Here is a 24,965-nt window from a genome sequence, read left to right on the forward strand (position 1 = left end):
GCAATGGACATCCGCGAAGATTTGATCGACCACGTCCCGAGGCTGCGCCGCTATGCGCGCGCGCTGCTGAACAATCGGGATCTCGCCGACGATCTCGTGCAGGATACGATCGAACGTGCTCTGGCGCGCACGAAACAGTTCGTAGCGGGAACCGATCTGCGCGCGTGGCTCTTCACCATCATGCATAACCTGTTCGTGAATCAGGTGAGCAAGGCGTCGGCGCGCGCAATGCACGTCTCCGTCGACGATGACGAAATCAATGAGCGCGAGTTCGCCGTGCCCGGGAATCAATCTCGCTCGCTCGAAGTGCGCGATCTCGACTACGCGTTGCAGCGTCTGCCCGCCGAACAACGTGAAGTCGTGCTCCTAGTCGGGCTGGAAGAAATGAGTTATGCGGAAGTGGCGATCGCCCTCGATATTCCCATCGGCACCGTGATGTCGCGGCTGTCGCGCGGACGTGAGCGCTTGCGCACGTTGATGGCGGGCGCACAGCCCCCTGCGAAGTTGAAGGTGGTGCGATGAACGACCAACACACTCCGATCGGCGAAGAAGATTTGCACGCCTATGTCGACGGCGCGCTTTCGGCCGGGCGTCGCGAGCAGGTCGAGCGTGCCATAGAAATGAATCCCGCACTGGCCGCGCGCGTCAGCGACTACTTCTCGCTCAACAACATGTTCCATGAGCGCTACGATCGCGTGCTCAACGAACCTGTGCCCGCGCGCTTGCGTACGCTGAGGAAGCGGCGTTTGCTCAACGCGGCGAACTGGCCTCGATTCGCGAGCATGGCGGCTGCGCTCTTGATGGGTATCGGCATCGGCATCGGCACGAATATGGGCCGCGATGCGATGTCGTCCCCCGGCGCGATTGCGTCGTCGAATGCACGCAACGTGAGCGCCGATGGCATGGAGAACATGGCGCGTCAGGCCGCGATCGCGCATGTCGTGTACATGCCGGCCGTCGATCGCCCTGACGATATCGGCCAAGACCGCGAACAGGACTTCGTTCGGTATCTTTCGAACAAGCTCGGCACCGACGTGCACCCGCCTGTGCTCACGAACAGCGGTTTCGAACTGATGGGCGGCCGAATTCTTCCCGGCGAAAACGGCCCGACCGCCCAGTTCATGTATCGCGACGCCAAAGGCGAACGCGTGACGCTTTGCATCTCGCATCGCAAGACGAACACGAACGCCACCGCATTCAAGCTGTATCAGGACGGGCCCGTGAACGTGTTCTACTGGATCGATGGCGACTTCGGCTATGCGATATCAGGCGGCATCGATCGCAAGGTGATGCTCGAACTCGCGCACGATGTGTACGCACAACTGACGCCATCGACGCCGGGTTGAAGCCGCTCACTCGGACGACAACTCCTGCCTCCTCGAGCCGAGCCATCTGCCGCGCACCGCGGGCATGAACGTTTGCGAGCGAGGAAGCGGCAACTTCCTGCATTCGACATGCATGTTGCGCGACGCCGCCGCCGTCACGAACTTGTCGATCTCCTCGCGCACATCGGGATCGATGTAGTCCGCTCGCGATGCATCGAAGATCACCGTCGCACCGTCGGGAATCGCGCGCAGATGATGCTTCAGCGTGACCTTGGCAAGAAACGAAACGTCTTTGCGGAACGACACGAGATAGTGATCGTCGTGCTGCGCGATCGTGATGGGACGCTTGAGATTCGCACGGATCGCAAGCAGGAGGCTGCACGCGATGCCGAGCAAAATGCCCATCAACAGGTCCGTCAATAACACGCCGGCAATCGTCGCGATGAACGGTGCAAAGCGTTCGATGCCCTGCTTCGCGACGGCTGCGAACAACGAAGGCTTGGCGAGTTTGAGACCGGTGAAGATCAGGATTGCGGCGAGGCAGGCGAGTGGAATCAGATTGATCACGCTCGTCAGTGCGAACACGCTCACGAGCAGTAGCGCGCCGTGCACGAACGATGACCAGCGACTCTGCGCGCCCGCGTGCACGTTCGCGGAACTGCGCACGATCACGGAAGTAATCGGCAATGCGCCGATCGCACCCGCCATCATGTTGCCGATGCCCTGCGCCTTCAGTTCACGATCGGGATGCGCGGCGCGCTTCTTCGGATCGAGCTGCTCGACCGCTTCGAGGCTCAGCAGTGTTTCGAGACTCGCCACGATTGCGAGCGTGAACGCGAGCCGCCATACATCGAGGTTCACGAACTGCGCGAAGTTGGGCAATTCGAGCGCGTTCGTGAACGCGGCGAATGATTCGAGCGACGGCAACGCAACGCGATGCTGCGCGGGCGGCGCAAAGCCCGGCGCGAACATATCGAGCAACACGGTCGCGCCGATGCCGAATGCGACCACCGCGAGCGGCGCGGGCACGGCGCGCACGAGTGCGAAGCGGCGCATCGCGCGCGTTTCCCAGCCAGCGAGCATCGCAAGCGAAACGACCGCGACGAAGCAAGCCGCCATCGATATGGGTCCGAACGCCGTGCCGAGCATGCCGGGACCGCTCGCCGCGGGCGCGCCTTCATTGGCGAATCCCGCTGCGAGCGGGATCTGCTTGATGACGAGCAGAAGGCCGATCGCGGCGAGCATGCCCTTGATGACCGATGAAGGCACATAGGCCGCGAAGCGCCCTGCCTTCAGCATGCCGAAGCCGAACTGAATTGCGCCCGAGAGCAGCACCGCGAGCAGGAACGCAGAAAAGCTGCCGAGTCCCGCGATGCCGTCGACGACGATCACGATCAGGCCCGCTGCCGGGCCGCTCACGCTCAATTGCGAGCCGCTCAGCAACGCGACGACGAGTCCGCCGATGATGCCCGACAGAAGCCCGGCGAACGGTTCGACGCCGGATGCATTGGCAATGCCGAGACATAGCGGCATCGCGACCAGAAACACGACTGTGCCCGCGAACATGTCACGCGGGAAAGTGGCAAGACGATTACTTGAGTTCATGGTTTTTTTCGAACGAGTGAGGGCCTGCGAACCTCGCTAAGGCGAGCTCGCATCGGCAAGCGATCGACAGGAAATAGCGCGCTTAAGCGGCCTGAAGCGATGCGACCGGAACGCGCCCGGCGTCTTGCGTGTCGCTCTCTTCGGCATAGCCGGAAGCGAGCACTTTGATGAGGCCGTCATGCAGCCCGAAGATCCATCCGTGAACCAGCGGCGGCTCGTCGCGATCCCGCACGATGGCTTGTTCCCGCAAGAGACGCACTTGTTCGAGCACGTTCAGTTCAGCGAGGCGATTGGCACGCGCATCGAGTTCGGAGAATCCATCGAGTTCATGGCGATGTCTTTCTCCCAACGCGCACAACGGTGCAATCCGGCGATTCACGTGCGGCAAGTCGCTCGATTGCGGCAGGAGCGAGGCGCGCACGCCGCCGCATCCGTAATGGCCGCAGACGATCACGTGATCGACTTTCAGCACGCGCACCGCGTATTCCAGCACGCTCATCGTGTTGTCATCGCACGGAGAAAACAGGTTCGCGATGTTGCGGTGAACGAATAGATCGCCGGGATTGGCGTTCGTCACGGTCTCGGCCGGCACGCGGCTGTCCGCGCAACCGATCCACAACGCCTTCGGGTTTTGTCCCTGCGCGAGACGCGAGAAGAAATGCGTGTCGGCATGTGCCGTTTCGCGCGCCCACGCAATGTTTTCCAATAGCATTCGTTTCGGTCGATTCATGCATGTCTCTCCAGAACAGGCGCGCCTCGAGTGCTGGCGCAAGTCATCGAAAAAGGGCCGCATCTTCATTGCAGCGCGGCGGATTTCTTACGAATTACTTTCGCAGAAAAAGTTCAGCGGCGTCCAGAGAAAAAAATCAGTCGAATGAAATTTGTTGTCGAGCGATCGCATGCACTCGAATGATGCATTCGATGGTCGTGTTTCGGGTGCATGACGGATGCGCCGCGCACGGCATCTGATAATCTTTAGCGCTCCACGCCCAAGCACTCGCAATCAGATGACCGATCCAGCAGCAAGTATCGACGCGACGCGTTTCGTCGATTTGAACGGCGCCGCTTATTCGCTGCGCATCGAATTTCAATGGTTGAATCCTGAACTCGCCGATGCCCCCATCGCGTTGTTCCTGCACGAAGGCCTCGGCTCCATCGCGCTATGGAAAGGCTGGCCGCAAATGCTTTGCGATCGCCTGAATTTCCGCGGGCTCGTCTATTCGAGGCCCGGCTATGGGCGCTCTACTCCGCGCCCGCCCGAAGAAAAGTGGCCGGTCGAATTTCTGCATCTGCAAGCGCAACAGGTCTTGCCCGCATTGCTCGACGCGCTGGGCATCGGCGCGCAGGAACGCTCGCGCATGTGGCTCATCGGGCATAGCGATGGCGGCACGATCGCGCTACTCCATGCAAGCGCGTTTCCTGAAGCGCTCGCCGGTCTTGCCGTCCTGGCGCCGCATGTGTGCGTGGAACCGATGACAGTGCGAGCCATCGAACAGGCCCGCGTAACGTATGAAACGACATCGTTCAAAGAGAAGCTGAAGGCTTATCACGACGACGTGGATTCAGCCTTTTACGGATGGAACGATGCGTGGCTCAATCCGGCATTTCTGCACTGGGACATCACGGAGGAGATAGCGTCGATCAGACGGCCACTGCTCGCCATTCAAGGCTATGACGACGAATATGCATCGATGCTGCAGATCGACAAGATCAAGGCGGCTGTCGATCACACGCAACTCGTCAAGCTGACGCAATGCCGGCATTCACCGCATCGCGATGCGGCCAATGCGGTGAACGATGCGATCTCCGCTTTCGTGCGAAAGCACCGGTGTTGAGTCAGCGTTTGATCTTCAGATAGGCGCGGCTGATCGCGGGCCGCGTATGCACCCACAAGCGCGATGCCAGCCACGAGGCCGGCCGGTCGCGTACTTCGAGTCGCTTGATCGTGCGCTCGGCGTCGTCGGATGCATTGCGATCGAGCGGATCGGCTCCGACATTCGTCCCCGCGTGGCACGTGTAGAAGTGCCGGAAGCCCGCGTTCAACGCCACTTCGCGATAGTCATCGTCGTAATAGCCTTGCGGCCAGCACAGATGATCGGATACTTCGCCCAGACGCGCGCGCAATGCGGTGCGCGCGGCGCTCAGATCGTCTTGCAGACCCTTGCGCTTTTCGGCGGGCGATCCCGTGGCCTGATCCCAGCGCACATGAGTATGTGTGTGGCTATGAAATTCGAATGTGCCGGCATCGCGCATCGCTTCAATTTCGGACCAGCGCAGGATCACGTCGTCGGCACGTCCGTCATCGATTGCGCACTCGCCCGCGTGATGATCGAGCAATCGCGGAAGACCCGATAGTCCATAAGATGCGTTCGGACGCACGCCGCCCTCGCCGGGCCAACTGCTCACGAGAAAGCACAGGGCCGTGAAGTCATGGCGCTTCAATACGGGATGCGCATGCACCCAGTTGTCGAGATAGCCATCGTCGAAAGTAATCACGAGCGACTTGGCGGGCACGTCTTCGCCGCCCAGGAATGCCGCGAGTTGCGCCGAGCCGATCGTGCGATAGCCCGCGCTTGCAAGGTAGTCCATTTGCGCGGCGAAGTGATCGGGCCTCACCGTGATCATGCCGGGTGACGTGCTGACGTGGTGGTACATCAGCACGGGAACGGCGCGTGCCTGCTTCGCGCTCATCTGCGATGACCTCGCTCGTGTAATGCACGTCGATAGAAACTCGCCGTTTCGTGCGCCATGTCGCCCACGGTGAAGCCGCGTTCGGTAATGCGCAAGCTTTCGTCCTTGAGACGCTGACGCAGCGCGGGATCGTCGATCATGCGAACGATTGCAGCGCGCAAGGCAACCGGATCGTGCGGCGGCACGAGCAGTCCGTTCACGTTGTCCTGAATGATCTCGGGCACGCCATCGACATGCGTGCCGATGACGGGCAAGCCCGCCGCCATCGCCTCGATGAATGCCTGGCCAAGTGCCTCCTGATGCGTCGGCAGCACGAAGAGATCTGAACCGCGAAAGATGTTCGGGATATCGGAGCGAAAGCCGAGCAGATGAATGCGACCGGACAGTCCAAGGCTATCGACGATGGCCTTGATGCGATCGAAACACGGGCCATCGCCCGCCATCACGATATGCAGCCTGGGATGCGTTTCGACGAGCGGGCGCACAGCCGCGATCAGGTCCTCATGGCCCTTCTTGTCGCGCATGATCGCAACCATGCATGCGATGAACGCGTCTTGTTCGAGACCGAGCTCCGCGCGCAAGGTCGAATGCGCGACAGCCTGCGGCTTTACGATGCCGTCGTAGATCGTCTGCACGCGCTTCTCCGCGACGCCGGCGGAGATCAGATAGCGACGCACGTAATGGCTCACCGCGATCACGCGATGGGGAATCCACGTATAGGTCGCGAGCGACGAAATGGGCAGCGCGAGATGTCGCGTGCGCACGATGAGCGGCGTGCCCGCCAGCCTTCCGGCGGTGCCCGCTACGAGACTGTCGTGGCCACTATGCGTATTCAGCACGTCGAATGCGCGACGGCGCAGGAGCGTCTTCACACGCAGCATCGAACGCATGTCGCCGCCGCCGCGCATGCGCGCGTGATGCACGGCGAATCCGAGCTCGGCGCAACGCTGACCGAGACGCGCATCGCTCGGGCAAATCAATTCGACGGTGTGACCTTCTTCCCGCAACGCCACCATCTCCTTGAGCGTGCGGACTTCCTGACCGCCCCATCCCTTAGAGGACTCGCTATGTAAGATCTTCAAAACCCTTGGTCTCCCAACCTCGGCGGCGACGCGTCGGTAATATCTTGAAATAATGCGAGCAGTTTTCCGCTCGTGGTCGTTCGTAAAGAAAATGCAATGAGATCGATCGGACCCGGTTCGTTAGCTATAGCGAGTGCCTTGCTTAGCTTTCAATGATGTCAGCTTCAGCGTGCGCGATCTTAGCTTGCGCCCTCCCTCTGCCGGCCGCTCACCGGTAATATTTGGTAATTTTTCAATTACCTTTCTGCCTTTGTTTGGTCGCAATAAAATGGAAAGAGATATTCCAGCTTTGCGTCCGGACTAGGACGAGAGAGGATCAGTGCGGCAAAGCAGCGTCGCTACGTGTACCACCGGAGCAATCGATGTTCCGGCTCCAAGTCACCTTGGGCGCGGCGCGACGAAGCAGGCGGATAACCTATCGGGTAACGGGGCAGGTATGCGTTTGGTTGACGCGTAACTGGCAATTCTGTCAGCTTGATCCGATGCGATGTTATCGCGAAGAAGCTATGAACTGGTCTTTAACCGTTGCGCGTGCGGGTGGTTAAGCAAACCATAAGAAATGCGTTTGTCGCGCAAACGTTTGATGGCTCATTTGCCAAGGCAAATAGGCAAATAGGCAAAAGATGCTTGCGCGGTTGAGCATCGAATTGGATTTCAACGCCTGCTGAATCAGCGGTTATCAGAATGATCGGCATTCTTAAGGCGATCGCATAAAGCGCAATCCGATATCTCGACAAAGCCTGGACAGAAACGCGCCCACGCGCACGATTAAACAGTTCGCAGTTCGAAACTTTACGCGTCGCCGGTCCGCACTGAAAACATGCGATGTCCGACGAACAACCATCAACCGCGCATTTTCAATTCGTGTCCTGCGTCTTGGTCGACGACGCTTCGTGCGCCCGTCGCAGCCGTTCGCGGCTGTTCGACAGATGCATGCGCATGGCGGCACGCGCCGCCTCCGGATCGCGACGCTCGATCGCATCGTAGATATCTTCGTGCTCGCGGTTCACGCGATCGAGATAACCCGATGGATCATTGTGCGCGAGCGCCGCGGAATTGACGCGCGTGCGCGGAATGATCGTATTGCCGAGCTGGCTCAGGATGCTGTGGAAGTAACGATTGCCGGTAGCCTTCGCGAGCTCGAGATGGAATGCCACGTCGGCGGCGACCGCATTGCCCTCGCCCGCCTCGATCAGCCGTTCGAAGTCGTCGAGCGCGCGGCGCATCTGCGTGAGATTTTCATCGGTGCGGCGCATCGCCGCGAGGCCGGCCGCCTCCGCTTCGAGGCTGATGCGCAGTTCGAGAATCGCCATCACGTCGCGGACGGTGAGATCGCCCGCGGCTTCGATCTGGAAACGGTCCTGATCGCCCGCTTCGAGCACGAAGGTGCCGATGCCATGTCGCGTCTGAACCAGGCGCGCCGCCTGCAGCCGCGAAATGGACTCACGCACCACAGTGCGGCTCACGCCGAGCTGCGCCATGATTTCCGATTCCGTCGGCAGCTTGTCGCCGGGTTGCAGCGCGCCGCTGCGGATGCGCTCGGACAACTCGGCGACGACTTCCTCGGTGAGATTGCGGGAGCGGCGAAGCGCGCCGGACGCGAGTGCTTGGGACATGAGAGGCCGATCTTTGATGTGCTCGATGAGCAATTATAGGGCGAGCGGCAGCTTGTACGATGACTATCGACTTGCGCGCGAAAGCTCGCCGCAAATTTTAGAGGCATTACTCGCTGTATTAGGCGCGAATCGAACTCAGCAACCAGCATGATGGAAAACCCGATCAAAATCGCGCGATTGGGGACAAAACAAAGCGTTGATAAACCGTTTGTTGCGGCGTAAAGTTCATGTACCGCATGAAGTAACACCACGTTCGCCCTACTGCGTCGACCGCAGGCAGCGAACCGGCATTCGTCGAGAAAAGAAGGTTTCTTCATCGTCCGGCTCGCGAGTCCATGCCGCATCAGTTGGATTCGCCATCATTTCGCGCAGACGCGAGCCCGAACACCGCGGTTCACCGGTTTCGCGCCGCGCTTGTCTGTGCGATACGCCACGCGCCCTGCGCCTCTCGCGCATCTCGCTCATTGATCAGGCGCAAACCGGTGGACATCCGTATTCACATTCGCGAATTTCACGGCGATACTGAGGCGCGGCATCGAGGTTGGCAGGCAAGGAGACGAGCAAATGATGCGTGAAGTGAGCGGAGCGTTCCACGGCTCCCGTAAGCTGGATGAAGCACTTGAAGACTTGCGCGCGGAAGGCATCGCGGGCGACCGCGTTCGCGTAGCCAGCATGAGCGGCTTCGCCGATTTCCATACTGCGCAGACACAGAGCAACAATGCGCAAACGCAGTGGATCGCTGCGGAATATGCGGGGCACGGGGAGCATCTGGGCGTGGTCGATACGCACGACTACCCTTACGGGCTCGACGTTTCGAGCGACGACATCCTTCCCTCCTTCGGCGCCGATGGCGGCGATGCGGATCTGGCATGCGGCATCACACGCGTCATCGTCAGTATTCGCGACGAAGCCGAGATGCGCGCGGTGTGCGACATATTCTCCCGCCTCGGCACCGACGATATCGACGTCGAAAGCACCGCGGCCTGATCCGCGACGCCCGCAGCGGCTATCGTCCCTTCACTGGGGCGTCGTCGCGGGCTTGGCCTTCTTCTTGTGCTTGAAGTGCGGGCCGCTTTGGCGCGCACTGCCGGGCGCCGAAGTATTGTCACCGCCCACGGTCGGCCCGGCTGTCGCTGCGCCGTGAGCGTTGCCGCCGCCCGATCCGCCATTGCCGTTGCCGCCCGACTGCGCCATCGCCAGGCCCGAAACAGCTATCGCCGCGCCCGCTGCCAGCGCCATCAATCCGCTCAATCCAGTCATCCTCATTTTTCCCTCGCCGATCAGGTTCGTCACCGTGCTGCGCGCATTTCGCATGCAGCATGCATAACGCAAAATGCCATCTGGTATGTGGCATGCTGCATGCTGGCCCTTTCACTCCCGTTGTGCGTCAAGTTCAAATCAGCCCGACTCATGGATGTCCGCAAAGCCCGCCGCAAATCAACCGAACGCGACGATGCCGCAACTGCATCGAGAGCAGGTTTCGTGCGCGTTCGCGGCGCGCGCGAGCACAACCTGAAAAACGTCGATGTCGACGTGCCGCGCGACGCCCTCGTCGTCTTTACCGGCGTATCCGGGTCGGGCAAATCGTCGTTGGCATTCGGCACGCTCTACGCCGAAGCGCAGCGGCGCTATTTCGAGTCGGTCGCACCGTATGCGCGGCGGCTCATCGAACAAGTCGGCGCGCCGCAAGTCGATTCGATAGAAGGCTTGCCGCCGGCCGTCGCGCTTCAGCAGCAACGCGGCGCGCCGAATGCGCGTTCGTCGGTCGGCAGCGTGACGACGCTATCGAGCCTCGTACGCATGCTGTATTCGCGCACCGGCAGCTATCCGCCCAGGCAGCCGATGCTCTATGCGGAAGATTTCTCGCCGAACACGGTCCAGGGTGCGTGTCCGGTGTGTCACGGTCTCGGGCGCGTGTACGAAGTCACGGAGAAGTCGATGGTGCCCGACGACTCGCTCACGATCCGCGAGCGCGCCGTCGCGGCGTGGCCGCCCGCATGGCACGGGCAGAATCTGCGCGATATCCTCGTGACGCTCGGCTACGACGTCGATACACCGTGGCGCGACTTGCCGAAGAAGGACCGCGACTGGATCCTCTTCACCGAAGAACAGCCGACCGTGCCGGTGTACGCCGGCCTCACGCCGAAGGAAACGCAAGCCGCGTTGAAGCGCGGCGCCGAGCCGAGTTATCAGGGCACCTTTACCGGCGCACGCCGCTATGTGCTGCATACCTTCGCGCACACCCAAAGCGCGCTCATGAAAAAGCGCGTGTCGCGCTTCATGGTCGGCAGCGATTGCCATGCGTGTCACGGCAAACGGCTCAAGAAAGAAGCGCTGTCGGTGACGTTCGCGGGGCTCGACATCGCAGAGTTCGCGCGTCTGCCGCTGAACCGCCTCGCCGATCTGCTTGCGCCTATCGCGCGCGGCGAATGGCCCGCTCACGACGACGCACCGGCATCCGCGCTCGCGAAGAAGGACCGGCTCGCGGCGACGGCAAAGCGCGTCGCAGCAGGCGGCTCGTCGCACAAGGCCGCACCCGATGTGCGGCGCACCGCCAATCTCTCCGACGAGAAACGCGCCGCCGCCGAGCGCATCGCCGCCGATCTGCTGGAGCGGCTCGCCACGCTGATCGACCTCGGGCTGGGCTATCTGTCGCTGGATCGCGCGACGCCCACGCTCTCCTCCGGCGAACTGCAAAGGCTGCGGCTCGCGACGCAACTCGCGTCGCAGCTCTTCGGCGTGGTCTATGTGCTGGACGAACCATCCGCGGGCCTGCATCCCGCCGACAGCGAAGCCCTCTTCGCCGCGCTGCAGCGCCTGAAGGCCGCGGGCAATTCGCTCTTCGTCATCGAGCACGACGTGAACACGATGCGTCGCGCGGACTGGCTCGTCGATGTCGGTCCGGAAGCCGGCGAGCGAGGCGGTCATGTGCTCTACAGCGGACCGCCGGAAGGCCTCGCAAAGGTCGAAGTGTCGCAGACGCGCAAGCATCTGTTCGCGGCGCGGCGGACCATCGAACGCGCCGTGCGCGAGCCGCGCGGCTGGCTGCGTCTCGAAGGCATCGCGCGAAACAACCTGCATGGCATCGACGCGGCATTTCCGCTGGGCGCCTTCACGACCGTCACCGGCATCTCGGGTTCGGGCAAATCGAGCCTCGTGAGTCAGGCATTGCCGGAGCTTGTCGCGGAACGGCTCGGACGCACGCTCGACGACGCGGACGACGACGAACAGGATCCGCTCTTCGCGCCGGCCGATGCATCGGCTGGCGGACGCATCGTCGAGGGCATGGAGACGATCCGGCGACTCGTGCGCGTCGATCAGAAACCGATTGGCCGCACGCCGCGCTCGAATCTAGCGACCTACACCGGTCTCTTCGATCACGTGCGCAAGCTCTTCGCCGATACGCCGGCCGCACGCAAGCGCCGCTATGGCGCGGGACGCTTTTCATTCAACGTCGCCCAGGGACGCTGCCCGACATGCGAGGGCGAAGGCTTCGTCAGCGTCGAGCTGTTGTTCCTGCCTAGCGTCTATACCTCATGTGCGACATGCCACGGCTCGCGTTACAACCCGCAGACGCTGGAGATCGAATGGCAAGGGAAGAACATCGCGGATGTGCTCGGCATGACAGTGGACAGCGCATGCGAGTTCTTCGCCGATGAACATAACGTAATGCGCGCGCTCATCGTGCTACGCGACATCGGCCTCGGTTATCTGCGGCTCGGGCAGCCCGCGACGGAGCTTTCGGGCGGCGAGGCGCAACGCATCAAGCTCGCGACGGAACTACAGCGCGCGCATCGCGGCGACACGCTTTATATCCTCGACGAACCGACGACGGGCCTTCATCCCGCCGACGTGGATCGCCTGATGGCGCAACTGCAAGGGCTCGTCGATGCGGGCAACACGGTGGTGGTCGTGGAGCACGACATGCGTGTCGCGTCGCTGTCCGACTGGGTCATCGATATCGGCCCGGGCGCGGGCGAGGATGGCGGCCGGATCGTCGTGACGGGAACGCCTGCAAGCGTGGCTGGATTTGCAGAAAGCAGAACGTCCTCTTATCTGCGAGATGTCTTTAAAGACTGAGCAAGATTCGAATTTGCCGGCTTGGATGCCGCAGCGCATTTCACAAATGCTCGTATCTGCGGAGCTCTAAAAGCCACGATGACGGAGTTGCCAACTCCGTCGCCTCGCCTCACTCCGCCGCGTGCAATCTCAATACAACCCGATCCATCGCCACACATAAAAACGTGCGACACCGACCAGTTCATGCAATGCGCTGTTCGAGTCGAACCATCCTTTCGGATGCGGCCGCCACCACGTGAACTGAGGACGGATGTAGGCAACCGCGGGCTGTGGATGCAGCCCGAACGCCTCGAACGCGAGCATCGCACGGTGCATATGAAGCGATGACGTGATCAGCACCGACGTATCGTATTGCCGTGACCGCAATATCTTTTCCGTATTGCGTGCGTTCTCGTAAGTATCGAGACTTTCGTTTTCGAGGATGAGATCCGAACGCTTCACGCCCGCGTCGACAAGCAAGCCTCCATATAGATCCGCTTCGCTTTGCTCATGATGCTGGGGATTGCCTCCGCTCACGATGACAAAGCATTCTTTCTCCATCTCGCGGCAACGCTTGTAGAGCGATGCCGCGAGATCGATGCGCGTCATCGCGTCACCCTTGGGCACGAGGCGTCGATGGCGATCGTAAGACGTCCCGCCGCCGAGCACGATGATCGCCGTACGCGAGCCCAAATCCGGCTCGTGCATCGACGCGTAGTGATCGTTTGCGAGCCGCACGAGCGGGCCGGGCAGCCAGCTTCCGAGCACCCAGAACACGGCGCCCGTCAAAAGCAGGACCGTACCGCGCCGCTTCTTCCAGAAGACGAACAACACCACGAGCAGCAACAGCAAAGACAAAAGTACCAATTACTCCACCCCGAAAGTTATCGTTTCAAAAAGCTTTCATCGTGCGCATAGTTTTTGCAAGCGGCCTGTTTCTCTATGCGCAAGAGTTACCTGTTCACCGCTATGCGTGACTGGGTGTGAGTTTGAATCATGACATTGGTTCGAGACGTGCTTGATATCGCACAAAGCACAGGTTTCTCATCGAAGCCCTCCGTGCGCCATCGCACGGACGCACAAGGCCGCAAATTCGTTAAATACGATCAAACAAAAGCAACAAGACAGTGAGTGCGAGGGCCTCGTGGAATGCTCTTCACGAGACAAGAACAACACCACTGCCGATTCGCACCGGGGCGAGCGACATCGATAAGAACTCATCGTCGCAATCCGGGTTATGTGCATCAATGGCCGGGTACAAGGGAAAACACACAAAATGAAAACTGAATTGCGCCGCATCCTCGCCGAGTCCGCTCGTCTCGACGTGCCCATCGACACCCTCGCCGACGGCGACGATCTGTACGCCGCCGGTCTTTCCTCGCTTGCCACGGTCCACGTGATGCTGGCGATCGAAGACGAGTTCGGCATCGAGATCCCCGATCACATGCTCACGCGCCGGCTCTTTTCGAGCGTCGATTCGCTCGCATCGGCCGTCGACGAACTGCGTCGCTCGCAGGCGGCAGCATGAACGCGCCCGCTCAGGAGCTGGAAGTCGCCGAGCTCGCGCAGAGCGCGGGACCGCGCAGCGAGAGCGAGCTGATCGAAGCGGCGAAGCGCGTCGCCGGCGTTGCGGCGAAGCACGCCGATGCGGTCGATCGCGAAGCGCGTTTTCCTGCTGAAGCGGTTGCGGCGATGCGGCAAGAACGCCTCTTCTCCGCCATGATCCCGACGACGTTCGGCGGCGACGGCCTGTCGCTCACCGGCGTCGCGCGCCTGTGCGAGGCGATGGCGCAAGGCTGCGCATCTTCCGCGATGATCTATGCGATGCACCAGAGCCAGGTCGTATGCATCGTCGATCATGGCGCGAACGTGCCGTGGCAGCGCGACTTCCTCGCGCGCATGGTCAACGAGCAACTGCTGCTCGCATCGGCGACGTCGGAGGAGAACATCGGCGGCAACATGCGCACCAGCGCATGCGCGGTCGATCTCGTCGACAACGCGTTCAGCATCGAGAAGCTCGCGCCGACGATCTCGTACGGCAAGTACTCCGACTGCATTCTCGTGACGGCGCGCCGTCATCCGGATGCGCCGCCCTCCGATCAGGTGCTGATCGTGGCGCCGCGCGATACGTTCACGCTCGAACAGCGCGGCACGTGGAACACGCTCGGCATGCGCGGGACGTGCAGCGAAGGACATCGGCTCGTCGCGAGCGGCATCGCCGAACAAATCCTGCCGACGCCCTTCTCGAAGATCGCCGACGAAAGCATGCTGCCGGTATCGCATACCTTGTGGTCGGCGGTATGGTGCGGCATCGCGAGCGACGCGGCTAACCGCGCGCATCAGTTCTTCCGCAATCAGGCGCGTGGCAAGCCCGCGCTGCCGCCTTCGGCCGCCCGTCTTTCGCAGGTGCTCACGCTCATCAAGATGATGCAGGCGCGGCTGCGCGAATCGCTCGCCAATGTCGAAGCTGCGCAGGCCGAACGCGCGGCGCGCAAGGCGAGCCAGAGCAATGACGACGACGCGCCGCTCGTGGCATCGATCGGCATCAACGCGGATCTGAACATGCTCAAGCTGGCGATTTCGCAATCGGCCGTGCATGTCGTGCAGGAAACGCTGATGATCTGCGGTATGGCCGGCTACAAGAACGACACGCCGTTCAGCGTGGGCCGTCATCTGCGCGATCTGCATTCCGCGCCGCTCATGATCAGCAACGATCGCATCGAATTGAACACGGCGAATCTGCTGCTTGCGCAGCGCGCCGCAACGGGGACCCTTTGACGATATGAACATGCCGACGGAACAGGCCGCCATGATGCAGGCCGAAGCACAAGCACAATCACAAGAGACTCAGGCACCGTACGACAAATCGGACTTGACCTTGCGCGATCGTCTGATCGAGGCCGGCATTCTGCTCGATACGGGCGAAGACGGTCTCTATGGCCGCAGCGAAGTTTTCGAAGACGTCGTGGAACGGCTCAATCAGGCGATCACGATGCTCGGCGCGGATCAGCACGCGGAAGTGCTGCGTTTCCCGCCCGCGATGCGCCGCCGCGATTTCGAGGACAGCGAGTATCTGAAGAGCTTCCCGAATCTCGCGGGCACGATTCACTCGTTCCAGGGCAACGACCGCGGGCATCATCGCCTGCTCGAAGCACTCGACAAGGTCGTGCACATCGGTGAAGAAGAAGAGCGCTCCGACGAATGGATGGATCAGCAGAAGCCCACGCGCCTCGTGCTCACGCCGGCCGCATGCTATCCGATCTATCCGCTCGTCGCGAAGCGCGGCAATCTCGCGGAAGACGGCGCGACCTTCGATGCATTCTCATATTGCTTCCGCCACGAGCCGTCCATCGATCCGGGCCGCATGCAGATGTTCCGGATGCGCGAATACATTCGCGTCGGCAGCCCCGAGCAAGTGATGGCGTTCCGTCAGAAGTGGATCGACCGCGGCTCGCTGCTCGTGAATCTGCTGCAGTTGCCCTTCGAGATCGATCTCGCCAACGATCCGTTCTTCGGACGCGGCGGCATGATCGTCGCGGACAGCCAGCGCGCACAGCAACTCAAGTTCGAGCTGCTCGTGCCGGTCGCGACGCCCGATCGCCCGACCGCGTGCCTGTCGTTCAACTATCACCAGGATCACTTCGGCGAGTTGTGGCACATTCGCCAGGCCGACGATCAGGTCGCGCATACCGCATGTGTCGGCTTCGGCATGGAGCGCACGACGCTGGCGCTCTTCCGTCATCACGGTCTCGATGTGAAGGCGTGGCCCGAGAAAGTGCGTCAGTTGCTGTGGGGCGACAAGGCGCCGCTCATCGAAGCAGGCCTCGCGAACCTGGGAAGCAAGGCATGAACGCACGCTCGCCGGCGGAAGCCGTCACCGACACGTCCACGCCTGCGGACGCCGGGTACCGCCAGCACGCGCTGCATCGGGAAGAGCGCGTCTGGCTGGAGACGAACTGCTACGTCGATTTGTGGATCGAGCTGCTGCATCACTACGGCTGCGATCCGCGTGCGGCGCTCAGTTTCACGGTGACACAGGCGTTCGAGGGCGATCAGTTCACGTTCCCGAAGTTCTCGCTCGACGATATCGCGCGGCTCTACGGCCTGCAGGCACAGGAGCTCGCGATCTACGACACGCTGGAAGCGCACGTGCGCGAGCAGACGCGCCGCGGGCAGATGGTGGTGGTGGAAATGGACTCGTACTATCTGCCCGATACGCGCGCGACCGCGTACCGGCAGACGCATACGAAGACGACCATCGCCATCGATGCGATCGACACCGACGCGAAGCGCATCACATACTTCCATAACGCGGGCTACTTCGCGTTATCGGGCGAGGACTACGATGGCGTGTTCCGCCTGATGCCCGGCCTCGCCAGCGATGTACACGCGCTCTTCCCGTATGTCGAGTTCGTGAAGCGCGCGCGTGCGCCGCTCGAAGGCGGTGCGATGGTGCAACGCTCGGTCGAGCTGCTGAAGCTGCGTCTCGTCGATCGTCCGGCGGTCAACCCGGTCGCGCAATGGCGCGAGGCGTTTCCCGAGCACTTGCGCGCGTTGCTCGAACGTGATCCCGCGTACTATCACCTCTACACGTTCAACGTGATGCGTCAGCTCGGCTCGAACTTCGAGTTGCTGTCGAAGTATCTCGGCTGGCTGAATCAGCGCGGCGTGGAAGTGCCGGGCGAAATCCAGGCGAGCGCGCAGGCGATCGCGAGCGAAGCGATGGTCATGCAGTTCCGTCTCGCGCGCGCCCGCATGCGCTCGCGCATGGACCTGTGCGAGGACTGCCTCGAATCGATGCAGACTTCGTACGACAAGGTCATCGAGCCGCTCGCCGCGCGCTTCCTCTGAACGCCGGAGCCGCGCTCGACTCGCGCGGCTTCGGTGTCGTTCTTCGAATCCCATCGACGAGGTCGGTTCATGCACGTCTTGTCCGCGCACGCGCCGCGGTGTCTCACCGAAGGCTGGCAGTGCGTGAGCACGCCGGCGGGTGCGAGCGCGACGCCCGCATCGCTCGATACGTTCACGCAATGGATCGACGCGCCCGTGCCCGGCACGATCGCGTCCGCGTTGCGCGCGACCGGCGTCGGCGATGAAGCGCTCGCGCAGCCGTTCGCGCATTCGGATCACTGGTACCGCCTGAAGCTTTCGGGCGACGGCAAGCGGCGCCTGCGCTTCAACGGACTTGCGACCATCGCTGAAGTCTGGCTCGACGATCGCAAGCTGCTCGAGTCCGACTCGATGTTCGTCGCCCATGATCTCGATGTCGACCTGAACGGCGAGCACATGCTTTACCTGTGCTTTCGCTCGATCGCGCCCGCGCTCGCCGCAAAGCGCGGACGCGCGCGCTGGCGTCCGAAGCTCGCGCAGCCGGCGACCTTGCGCAACGTGCGCACGACGCTGCTCGGGCATATGTCCGGATGGTGCCCGGCGATTCAACCGGCGGGGCCGTGGCGCGCGATCGAATTGATCGGTGAATCGCGGGCCTGCATCGACGACATCGACCTGCGTACGAGCATCGATGGCATCGATGGCGTGCTCGATGTCACCGTGCGCTATTTTCATGCGCAGGATCAGACGCCGCGTCGCATCGCATGCGGCGATGCGCACGCCGCGATGCAATGGCAGGACGCGCGCACCCTAACGGCTCGCGTGCGCGTGCCGAATGTGCGCTTGTGGTATCCGCATACGCACGGCGAGCCATCGCGTCATGCGGTGAGACTCGGTGATATCGAACTCGGCGAAGTCGGCTTTCGCACGATCGAGGTCGATCGCGGCGCGGACGGCAAAGGCTTTCAGCTCGTCGTGAACGGCGTGCCCGTGTTCGCGCGCGGGGCATGCTGGACATCGGCGGATATCGTCGCGCTCGATGCATCGCGCGAAAAACTCGACGACATCTTCCGGCTCGTTCGCGACTCCGGTCTCAACATCATTCGCGTGAGCGGCATCACGCTCTACGAGTCCGACACGTTCTACGAACTCGCCGACAAACATGGCGTGCTCGTGTGGCAGGACTTCGCGTTCGCGAACTTCGACTATCCCGACGACGAAGCCTTTCGTGCGAGCGTGCAACGCGAAGCCGAACAGTTTCTTTCACGCACGCGCCGCTTCGCGTCGCTTGCGGTGCTGTGCGGCGGAAGCGAAGTGCATCAGCAGGCGGCCATGCTCGGCCTGCCCTTCGACGCCTATCAGCAGCGCCTCTTCACCGAACTATTGCCAAACGCGATTGCGGCGCAGCGAGCCGACGTCGCCTACGTCGTGAACTCGCCGAGCGCCGCGCCGGGCGACAGGGAATCGATGCCCTTCGGCACGCGCGGCGGCATCACGCATTACTACGGCGTGCCGGCGTATCAGCGTTCGTTCGATGATGTGCGCCGCGCGCAAGTGCGTTTCGCATCCGAATGCCTCGCGTTCGCGAATGTCCCCGACGATATCGCGTTGCGCGCGATCCCGAACCCGCGCGTGCACGAGCCGCGCTGGAAAGCGGGCGTGCCGCGTGATCCCGGCTCGGCCTGGGACTTCGACGACGTGCGCGAGCACTACATGCATGCGCTTTATCGCGTCGATGTGCCGCGCTTGCGCTATGAAGATCCCGAGCGCTATCTGGAACTGTCGCGCGCCGTGGTCGCGGATGTGATCGGCGCGGTGTTCTCGGAATGGCGTCGCGAAGGATCGAGTTGCGCGGGCGGCATCGTATGGAATCTGCTCGACGTGCGGCCGGGCGCGGGCTGGGGCGTGATCGACGTGCTCGGTGCGCCGAAGAGCGCGCTGCATGGCCTCGCACGCGTGCTGCAACCCGTGCAGGCGCTCATTCTCGATGAAGGTCTCGACGGTCTCGACATTCATCTCGTCAACGAGACCGCGCGTGAGATTCGCGCGCGTGTGGAACTCGCCTGCCTGCGAGAAGGCGCAGTCAAAGTCGCGGGCGGTTCGCGCGACGTCGTGTTGCAACCGCGAAGCGTGCAACGCGTGTCGTCGAATGCGCTGATCGGCGCGTTCTTCGATATTGCTTATGCGTATCGCTTCGGTCCGCGCGCGCACGATGCGACGCACGTCATATTGCGCGATGCGGACACCGGTGAAGTGCTGTCGGAAGCATTCCACTTGCCCGATCCGTCGATAGGCGAGCGGCGTGACATCGGCTTGAATGTCGCTGTCGAAAGGGACGATGAAGGCTGGAGTCTCGTCGTTGGAACGGCTCAGTTCGCGCGCTGGGTGCATGTGGTCGATCCGAACTATCACGCGCGGATCGACTGGTTCCATCTCGCGCCGGGCAGCACGCGCCGCATTCCGCTCGTCGCGCGGCACGCGAACGTGAGCGCCCCGCCCGAGGGCGATGTGTCCGCGATCAATGCGATCCGAAGCGCGACGTATCGCGCTTCGTAACGCACGAGCTGATCAGCGGCCGAACGCTTCGGTTTCGACGCGCCGCCCGGTGAGAAACGCATCGGCGACGAGACGCAACGGGCGCACGTCGACATCGCTCGTCTTCGTCTCGATGAGCCGGTGAAAGTGCTCGTACAGCGCGGGATATTCGCGCTCCGCTTCGACGCCGATCTCGTTACCCGCGATCGACAGGCGCTTGCCGCCTTCGCGCATCGAGAGGCGCCCCGCGTCGGTTTCGATGTCGATGTCCCATTCCTCGACCGGTCCGTGACGCCAGTCGAACACCGCGCGCACCGGTGCGCCGTTCGTCGCGATGCAGTCGAGCTCCGCTGCGATGGGCGTGGACGTATCGGCTGGCACGGTGAGCGTGGCGCCGCGCAATGCGACCTCATGCGGCAGGATGCGCGCGACGATCGACAGCGCGTTGATGCCCGGATCGAATACCCCGAGACCGCCCGGCTCCCAGATCCATTGCTGTCCCGGATGCCAGCGCCGCACGTCTTCTTTCCATCGCACCTCGACCGAGCGAATCGCGCCCGCCTCCTTCGACGCGAGCCAGGCGCGCGCCGGCTCGACCGCGCTCGCCGCGCGCGAATGCCACGACGCGAAGAGTGTGCAGCCGCGTGCGCGCGCGATGTCGTGCAACGCTTCGACTTCGCTCACGCTCGCGCCCGGTGGCTTTTCCAGCATGACGTGCTTGCCCGCGTCGAGCGCGGCGAGGGCTTGCGCATAGCGCACTTGAGGTGGCGCACAGAGCGACACTGCGTCGATAGACGGCTCGGCGGACAGCAGCGCCTCGATATCCGGATAGTTGCGCACGCCTTCGACGCTCGCATTGCGGCTCGCACACGCGACGAGTTCGAAGCCGGGCTGCGCGGCAATCGCAGGCAAGTGCTGATCCCGCGCGATCTTGCCGATACCGACGACCGCGAGCTTGAATACGGTTTTCATGCGATGTCTCCTTTGGGCTCCGAGCAGGTCTCCGAACGTAAAGATACCCTATCGCCCCCAACGCAACACCAGCGCATCCAGCCGCCGCGCAATCGCGATCAGCTCATCGCGCGTCTCACGTCTCATGGCCGGCAGCGGATGACGCGGCGCTTCGCACGCGATCACGCCGCCCTCCTTCATCAGCGCCTTGGCCGCGAGCAAGCCCGCCTGCCGGTTCTCGTGATTGATGAGCGGCAGCCAGCGCTGATACAAATCGAACGCTTCATCCGCGCGACCGTTGCGATGTGCCTCGATGATCGGCCGAATGCCATCGGGAAAGCCGCCGCCCGTCATCGAGCCGGTCGCGCCCGCGTTCAGATCGGCCAGCAGCGTGATCGCTTCCTCGCCGTCCCACGGACCTTCGATCGCGTCGCCGCCGAGCTCGATCAGTTCGCGCAGCTTGTTCGCCGCGCCCGGCGTTTCGATCTTGAAGTACGACACCTGTTCGATCTCGCGAGCCATGCGCGCGAGAAACGGCGCGGACAGCGGCGTGCCCGCGGCGGGCGCGTCCTGGATCATGATGGGAATCGTCAATGCATCTGAAAGACGCGCGTAGAACGCATGGATCGACGCCTCCGGCACGCGGAAGGTCGCACCGTGATACGGCGGCATCGCCATGATCATCGCGGCGCCGAGCTCTTGTGCGCGGCGGCTGCGCTCGATGCACACGCGCGTGCCGTAATGCGACGTCGTCACGATCACCGGCACGCGGCCCGCGACGTGCTCGAGGATCGTGCGCGTGAGCGTGTCGCGTTCGTCGTCGGCGAGCGAGAATTGCTCGGAGAAGTTCGCAAGAATCGCGAGACCGTCCGAGCCCGCGTCGATCATGAAATCGACTGCGCGCTTCTGACTGTCGAGATCGAGTTCGCCCGATTCGGTGAAGGTCGTCGGCACGACCGGAAAGATGCCGCGATAGCGTGGAGTGGCGTGACGGGTCATGCTGTCGTCCAGAGTGTTATGAAATGAAGGATCGATGCGTCAGCGGGCGCGCGAACTATCGAGCACAGCGCGCACCACGAAGGTGACGACCACCGCGACGATCAATGTCGCCGCGAGAAAGTACAGCCCGGCGGCGAGGCTGCCCGTGCGGTCCTTGATCAAGCCGACGCCCGTCGGGCCGAAATAGCCGCCGAGATTGCCGATGGAATTGATCGTCGCGATGCCGACCGCCGCGCTCGCACCGGTCAGGAACTGTCCCGGCAGCGCCCACACGACCGGTTGAATTGCATAGAGCGAGAACGCGGCAAGACAGATGAACGCGAACTGCAACTGAACGCTGCCCGCCCATGCGCTCGCGGCGAGCATCACCGCGCCGAAGCTCGTCACGGCGACGATATGCCAGTAACGCTCACGCTTTTTGTCGGAATGACGCGGCACGATGCACAAGCCGACCACCGCGAAAAGATACGGCACGGCGGAGAGCAGGCCCGTCATCGAATCGGTGACGCCGAAGCCCTTGATGATCGTCGGCAGCCACAGCGACAAACCGTAGATCGCGAGCGGAAACGGCAGGAACAGCAACGCGAGCAGCAGCACGCGCTTGTCCTTCAGCGCGGCAAGCGGATTGCCGTGCGATTTCAGCGCGTACGCCGCGCGATCTTCCGCGAGTTCGCGCTCGATCCACGCGCGATCCACAGGCGCGAGCCAGCGCGCATGCCCGGGCGATTCGGGCAACACGCGCAAGGTCGGCCACGCGAGCAGCACGGCAGGCAAGCCGCTCACGACGAACAAGGTCTGCCAGTTCGACATGCCGAAGACGCCATGCGTCGACAGGATCCATCCCGCGAGCGGCCCGGTGACGATGCCGGCGATCGGTTGCGCGAGCACCAGCAGGCCGATGATGCGCGCGCGCTGACGCAGCGGAAACCACTTCGTCAGGAAGTACAGGATGCCCGGATACAGGCCCGCTTCCGCCGCGCCCAGCAGAAAGCGCAATGCATAGAAACTCATGGGACCGCGCGTGAGCGCCATCAACATCGTGATGACGCCCCACGTCGCCAGAATGCGCGCGAACCATACGCGCGCGCCGAAGCGTTCCAGCGCGAGATTGCTCGGCACTTCGCACAGGAAATAGCCGATGAAGAAGAGCCCCGCGCCGAGCCCATAAGCCGCGTCGCTCAAGCCGACAGCGGCATTCATGTGCAGCTTGGCGAAGCCCACGACGGTGCGGTCGACATACGCGACCACATAGATCAGCGCGAGAAACGGCATCAGCTTGCGAATCAGCATGCCGACGATGCGCCGCTCCGTGCCGCCTTCCTGTTGCGCCACGCCGTCTGTCGCGGGCGCGGCGCGTTCGAGCGCTGCCGCGGTGTCGTATTTCATACGGTCTCCTGTTTATCTTATCGAGGCAGCGTAGCGTAGCATCAATTCACGCCACGCCGCCGGCGCCGCGAAATGTCGTCGCGACATTCTGAAAATTCTCAATGCGAATGTCTCGGCACGGCCGCGCCTCGCTTGCCCACCAGGAAATCGAGGTCGCAGCCCTCGTCGGCCTGCAGAACGTGATCGACATAGAGCCGTTGATAACCGCCTTCGCCCTGCTTGCGCGGCGGCTCGCGATCGCTCATGCGGCGCGCGAGCTCTTCGTCGCTGATGTCGAGATGCAGCGTGCCCGCATCGCAATCCAGTTCGATCCAGTCGCCGTCGCGCACGGCCGCCAGCGGTCCGCCCGCGGCCGCTTCAGGCGCGACGTGCAGCACCACCGTGCCGTACGCGGTGCCGCTCATGCGCGCGTCCGAAATGCGCACCATGTCTTTCACGCCCTGGCGCAGGAGCTTCGGCGGCAAGCCCATGTTGCCCACTTCCGCCATGCCCGGATAACCCTTCGGGCCGCAATTCTTCAGCACGAGCACCGAGTTCTTGTCGACATCGAGCGACTCGTCGACGATGCGTTCCTTGTAGTGCTCCAGGTCCTCGAACACGACTGCGCGGCCGCGATGCTTCAGCAACTCGGGACTCGCGGCCGAAGGCTTGAGCACGGCGCCGCGCGGCGACAGATTGCCGCGCAAGATGCGAATGCCGCCATCGTCGATCAACGGATTGCTGAGCTTGCGAATCACTTCGTCGTCGGTGATGGGCGCGCGCTTCACGTTCTCCCACAGCGATTTGCCGTTGACGGTCAGCGCATCGGGATGCGGGATCAGGTTCGCTTCGCCGAGACGCCGCAACACGGCAGGCAGGCCGCCCGCGTAATAGAACTCTTCCATCAGGAAGCGGCCCGAGGGCATCAGATCGACGATGGTCGGCGTATCGCGGCCGATGCGCGTCCAGTCCTCCAGTTCGAGCGGCACGCCGATGCGCCCCGCGATCGCCTTCAGGTGAATCACCGCGTTGGTCGAGCCGCCGATCGCCGCGTTCGTGCGAATCGCGTTTTCGAAGGCTTCGCGCGTGAGGATCTTCGAGAGCGTCAGCCCTTCCAGCGCCATCTCCACGATACGCATGCCCGACATATGCGCGAGCACGTAGCGGCGCGCATCGACGGCGGGAATCGCCGCGTTGTGCGGCAAAGAAGTGCCGAGCGCTTCGGCCATGCAGGCCATCGTCGATGCGGTGCCCATCGTGTTGCAGGTGCCCGCCGAGCGCGACATGCCCGCTTCCGCCGATAGAAACTGATGCAGATCGATCTCGCCCGCCTTCAGCGACTCATGCAGTTGCCAAACCGCGGTGCCCGAACCGATGTTCTTGCCGTCGAGCTTGCCGTTGAGCATCGGGCCGCCCGTGACGACGATCGCGGGAACATCGCAGCTTGCCGCGCCCATCAGCAGCGCGGGCGTGGTCTTGTCGCAGCCGGTGAGCAGCACGACCGCATCGATGGGATTGCCGCGAATCGCTTCCTCGACGTCCATCGCGGCGAGATTGCGCGTGAGCATCGCCGTGGGCCGCAGATTCGATTCGCCGTTGGAAAACACCGGAAACTCGACCGGAAAGCCGCCCGCCTCGTAGACCCCGCGTTTAACGTGTTCCGCGATCTTGCGAAAGTGCGCATTGCAAGGCGTGAGTTCCGACCACGTATTGCAGATGCCGATGATCGGCCTGCCGTCGAACTCGTGATCCGGGATGCCCTGATTCTTCATCCAGCTTCGATACATGAAGCCGTTCTTGTCGTTGGTGCCGAACCATTGCGCGGAGCGCAGTCTGGGCTTCGATGCGGACATCGGTCTGATCCCTTTCAAAATCGATATTTGGCGAAGTCTAGAAGGCCGCGCGAT

The 24,965-nt window shown here is 62.6% G+C and carries 22 protein-coding genes; 11 read left to right on the top strand and 11 right to left on the bottom strand.

Annotated features, from left to right (window positions below; all coding sequences use genetic code 11):
* The first annotated feature begins 3 nt into the window (after nt 1-3).
* Nucleotides 4-522: an RNA polymerase sigma factor gene (locus tag U4Y90_RS22220; protein WP_321797762.1), complete on the top strand. Its 519-nt coding sequence runs from the start codon at nt 4-6 to the stop codon at nt 520-522.
* Complete coding sequence (locus U4Y90_RS22225; protein ID WP_321797764.1) at nt 519-1,346, top strand: anti-sigma factor; 828 nt, start codon at nt 519-521, stop codon at nt 1,344-1,346. Before U4Y90_RS22220 ends, U4Y90_RS22225 begins: the two co-directional genes overlap by 4 nt.
* A gap of 6 nt (nt 1,347-1,352) precedes the next feature.
* Here the strand turns inward: U4Y90_RS22225 and U4Y90_RS22230 are convergent, their stop codons facing one another.
* Both U4Y90_RS22230 and U4Y90_RS22235 read right to left on the bottom strand, forming a co-directional pair.
* Nucleotides 1,353-2,930 (bottom strand): SulP family inorganic anion transporter, encoded by a 1,578-nt coding sequence (locus U4Y90_RS22230; RefSeq protein WP_321797766.1) that lies wholly within the window; start codon nt 2,928-2,930, stop codon nt 1,353-1,355.
* Nucleotides 2,931-3,012: 82 nt separating this feature from the next.
* The gene (locus U4Y90_RS22235) at nt 3,013-3,660 is read right to left on the bottom strand and encodes a carbonic anhydrase (RefSeq protein ID WP_321797767.1); all 648 of its coding nucleotides are present in this window, start codon (nt 3,658-3,660) and stop codon (nt 3,013-3,015) included.
* 30 nt (nt 3,661-3,690) lie between these two features.
* Between U4Y90_RS22235 and U4Y90_RS22240 the strand changes: the two genes are divergently transcribed.
* Both U4Y90_RS22240 and U4Y90_RS22245 read left to right on the top strand, forming a co-directional pair.
* Nucleotides 3,691-3,843, top strand: a complete 153-nt coding sequence (locus tag U4Y90_RS22240) for a hypothetical protein (protein ID WP_321797768.1) — start codon at nt 3,691-3,693, stop codon at nt 3,841-3,843.
* A 94-nt stretch (nt 3,844-3,937) separates the two neighbouring features.
* Nucleotides 3,938-4,765 (top strand): alpha/beta hydrolase, encoded by an 828-nt coding sequence (locus U4Y90_RS22245; RefSeq protein ID WP_321797769.1) that lies wholly within the window; start codon nt 3,938-3,940, stop codon nt 4,763-4,765.
* Between the two features lies 1 nt (nt 4,766).
* Here the strand turns inward: U4Y90_RS22245 and U4Y90_RS22250 are convergent, their stop codons facing one another.
* From U4Y90_RS22250 to U4Y90_RS22260, 3 genes are all read right to left on the bottom strand, one after another.
* Nucleotides 4,767-5,621: a polysaccharide deacetylase family protein gene (locus U4Y90_RS22250; RefSeq protein ID WP_321797770.1), complete on the bottom strand. Its 855-nt coding sequence runs from the start codon at nt 5,619-5,621 to the stop codon at nt 4,767-4,769.
* Complete coding sequence (locus U4Y90_RS22255) at nt 5,618-6,703, bottom strand: glycosyltransferase (protein ID WP_321797771.1); 1,086 nt, start codon at nt 6,701-6,703, stop codon at nt 5,618-5,620. Before U4Y90_RS22255 ends, U4Y90_RS22250 begins: the two co-directional genes overlap by 4 nt.
* Nucleotides 6,704-7,560: 857 nt before the next feature.
* Nucleotides 7,561-8,319: a FadR/GntR family transcriptional regulator gene (locus U4Y90_RS22260; protein WP_321797773.1), complete on the bottom strand. Its 759-nt coding sequence runs from the start codon at nt 8,317-8,319 to the stop codon at nt 7,561-7,563.
* A gap of 564 nt (nt 8,320-8,883) precedes the next feature.
* Here U4Y90_RS22260 and U4Y90_RS22265 point away from each other — a divergent pair.
* Nucleotides 8,884-9,306 (top strand): hypothetical protein, encoded by a 423-nt coding sequence (locus U4Y90_RS22265; RefSeq protein WP_321797775.1) that lies wholly within the window; start codon nt 8,884-8,886, stop codon nt 9,304-9,306.
* Between the two features lie 30 nt (nt 9,307-9,336).
* On the opposite strand, the gene U4Y90_RS22270 is transcribed toward U4Y90_RS22265, so the two are convergent.
* Complete coding sequence (locus tag U4Y90_RS22270; protein ID WP_321797776.1) at nt 9,337-9,579, bottom strand: hypothetical protein; 243 nt, start codon at nt 9,577-9,579, stop codon at nt 9,337-9,339.
* A 150-nt stretch (nt 9,580-9,729) separates the two neighbouring features.
* Between U4Y90_RS22270 and U4Y90_RS22275 the strand changes: the two genes are divergently transcribed.
* Nucleotides 9,730-12,399, top strand: a complete 2,670-nt coding sequence (locus U4Y90_RS22275; RefSeq protein WP_321797778.1) for an excinuclease ABC subunit UvrA — start codon at nt 9,730-9,732, stop codon at nt 12,397-12,399.
* Between the two features lie 129 nt (nt 12,400-12,528).
* On the opposite strand, the gene U4Y90_RS22280 is transcribed toward U4Y90_RS22275, so the two are convergent.
* A complete protein-coding gene (locus tag U4Y90_RS22280; protein WP_321797780.1) occupies nt 12,529-13,236 on the bottom strand; it encodes a YdcF family protein in 708 nt (235 codons plus the stop codon).
* A gap of 418 nt (nt 13,237-13,654) precedes the next feature.
* Here U4Y90_RS22280 and U4Y90_RS22285 point away from each other — a divergent pair, with 418 nt between their 5' ends.
* From U4Y90_RS22285 to U4Y90_RS22305, 5 genes are all read left to right on the top strand, one after another.
* Nucleotides 13,655-13,906 carry an acyl carrier protein gene (locus U4Y90_RS22285; protein WP_008348335.1) on the top strand — a complete coding sequence of 84 codons (252 nt, stop codon included), beginning with the start codon at nt 13,655-13,657 and terminating at the stop codon, nt 13,904-13,906.
* A complete protein-coding gene (locus tag U4Y90_RS22290) occupies nt 13,903-15,156 on the top strand; it encodes an acyl-CoA dehydrogenase family protein (protein WP_321797784.1) in 1,254 nt (417 codons plus the stop codon). Before U4Y90_RS22285 ends, U4Y90_RS22290 begins: the two co-directional genes overlap by 4 nt.
* A gap of 4 nt (nt 15,157-15,160) precedes the next feature.
* Nucleotides 15,161-16,228 (top strand): amino acid--[acyl-carrier-protein] ligase, encoded by a 1,068-nt coding sequence (locus U4Y90_RS22295; protein WP_321797786.1) that lies wholly within the window; start codon nt 15,161-15,163, stop codon nt 16,226-16,228.
* Nucleotides 16,225-17,229 (top strand): DUF1839 family protein, encoded by a 1,005-nt coding sequence (locus U4Y90_RS22300; protein ID WP_321797788.1) that lies wholly within the window; start codon nt 16,225-16,227, stop codon nt 17,227-17,229. The genes U4Y90_RS22295 and U4Y90_RS22300 overlap by 4 nt, the downstream gene beginning before the upstream one ends.
* A gap of 69 nt (nt 17,230-17,298) precedes the next feature.
* A complete protein-coding gene (locus U4Y90_RS22305) occupies nt 17,299-19,764 on the top strand; it encodes a glycosyl hydrolase 2 galactose-binding domain-containing protein (protein WP_321797789.1) in 2,466 nt (821 codons plus the stop codon).
* Between the two features lie 12 nt (nt 19,765-19,776).
* On the opposite strand, the gene U4Y90_RS22310 is transcribed toward U4Y90_RS22305, so the two are convergent.
* From U4Y90_RS22310 to U4Y90_RS22325, 4 genes are all read right to left on the bottom strand, one after another.
* Nucleotides 19,777-20,715, bottom strand: a complete 939-nt coding sequence (locus U4Y90_RS22310) for a Gfo/Idh/MocA family oxidoreductase (protein WP_321797791.1) — start codon at nt 20,713-20,715, stop codon at nt 19,777-19,779.
* A gap of 48 nt (nt 20,716-20,763) precedes the next feature.
* Nucleotides 20,764-21,693 (bottom strand): dihydrodipicolinate synthase family protein, encoded by a 930-nt coding sequence (locus U4Y90_RS22315; RefSeq protein WP_321797792.1) that lies wholly within the window; start codon nt 21,691-21,693, stop codon nt 20,764-20,766.
* A gap of 39 nt (nt 21,694-21,732) precedes the next feature.
* Entirely contained in the window at nt 21,733-23,079 is a 1,347-nt protein-coding gene (locus U4Y90_RS22320; protein WP_321797793.1) for an MFS transporter, read from the bottom strand.
* Nucleotides 23,080-23,177: 98 nt separating this feature from the next.
* Nucleotides 23,178-24,911: an IlvD/Edd family dehydratase gene (locus tag U4Y90_RS22325; protein ID WP_321797795.1), complete on the bottom strand. Its 1,734-nt coding sequence runs from the start codon at nt 24,909-24,911 to the stop codon at nt 23,178-23,180.
* Nucleotides 24,912-24,965: the final 54 nt, after the last annotated feature.

The organism is Caballeronia sp. J97 (assembly GCF_905220305.1).
Classification (GTDB): domain Bacteria; phylum Pseudomonadota; class Gammaproteobacteria; order Burkholderiales; family Burkholderiaceae; genus Caballeronia.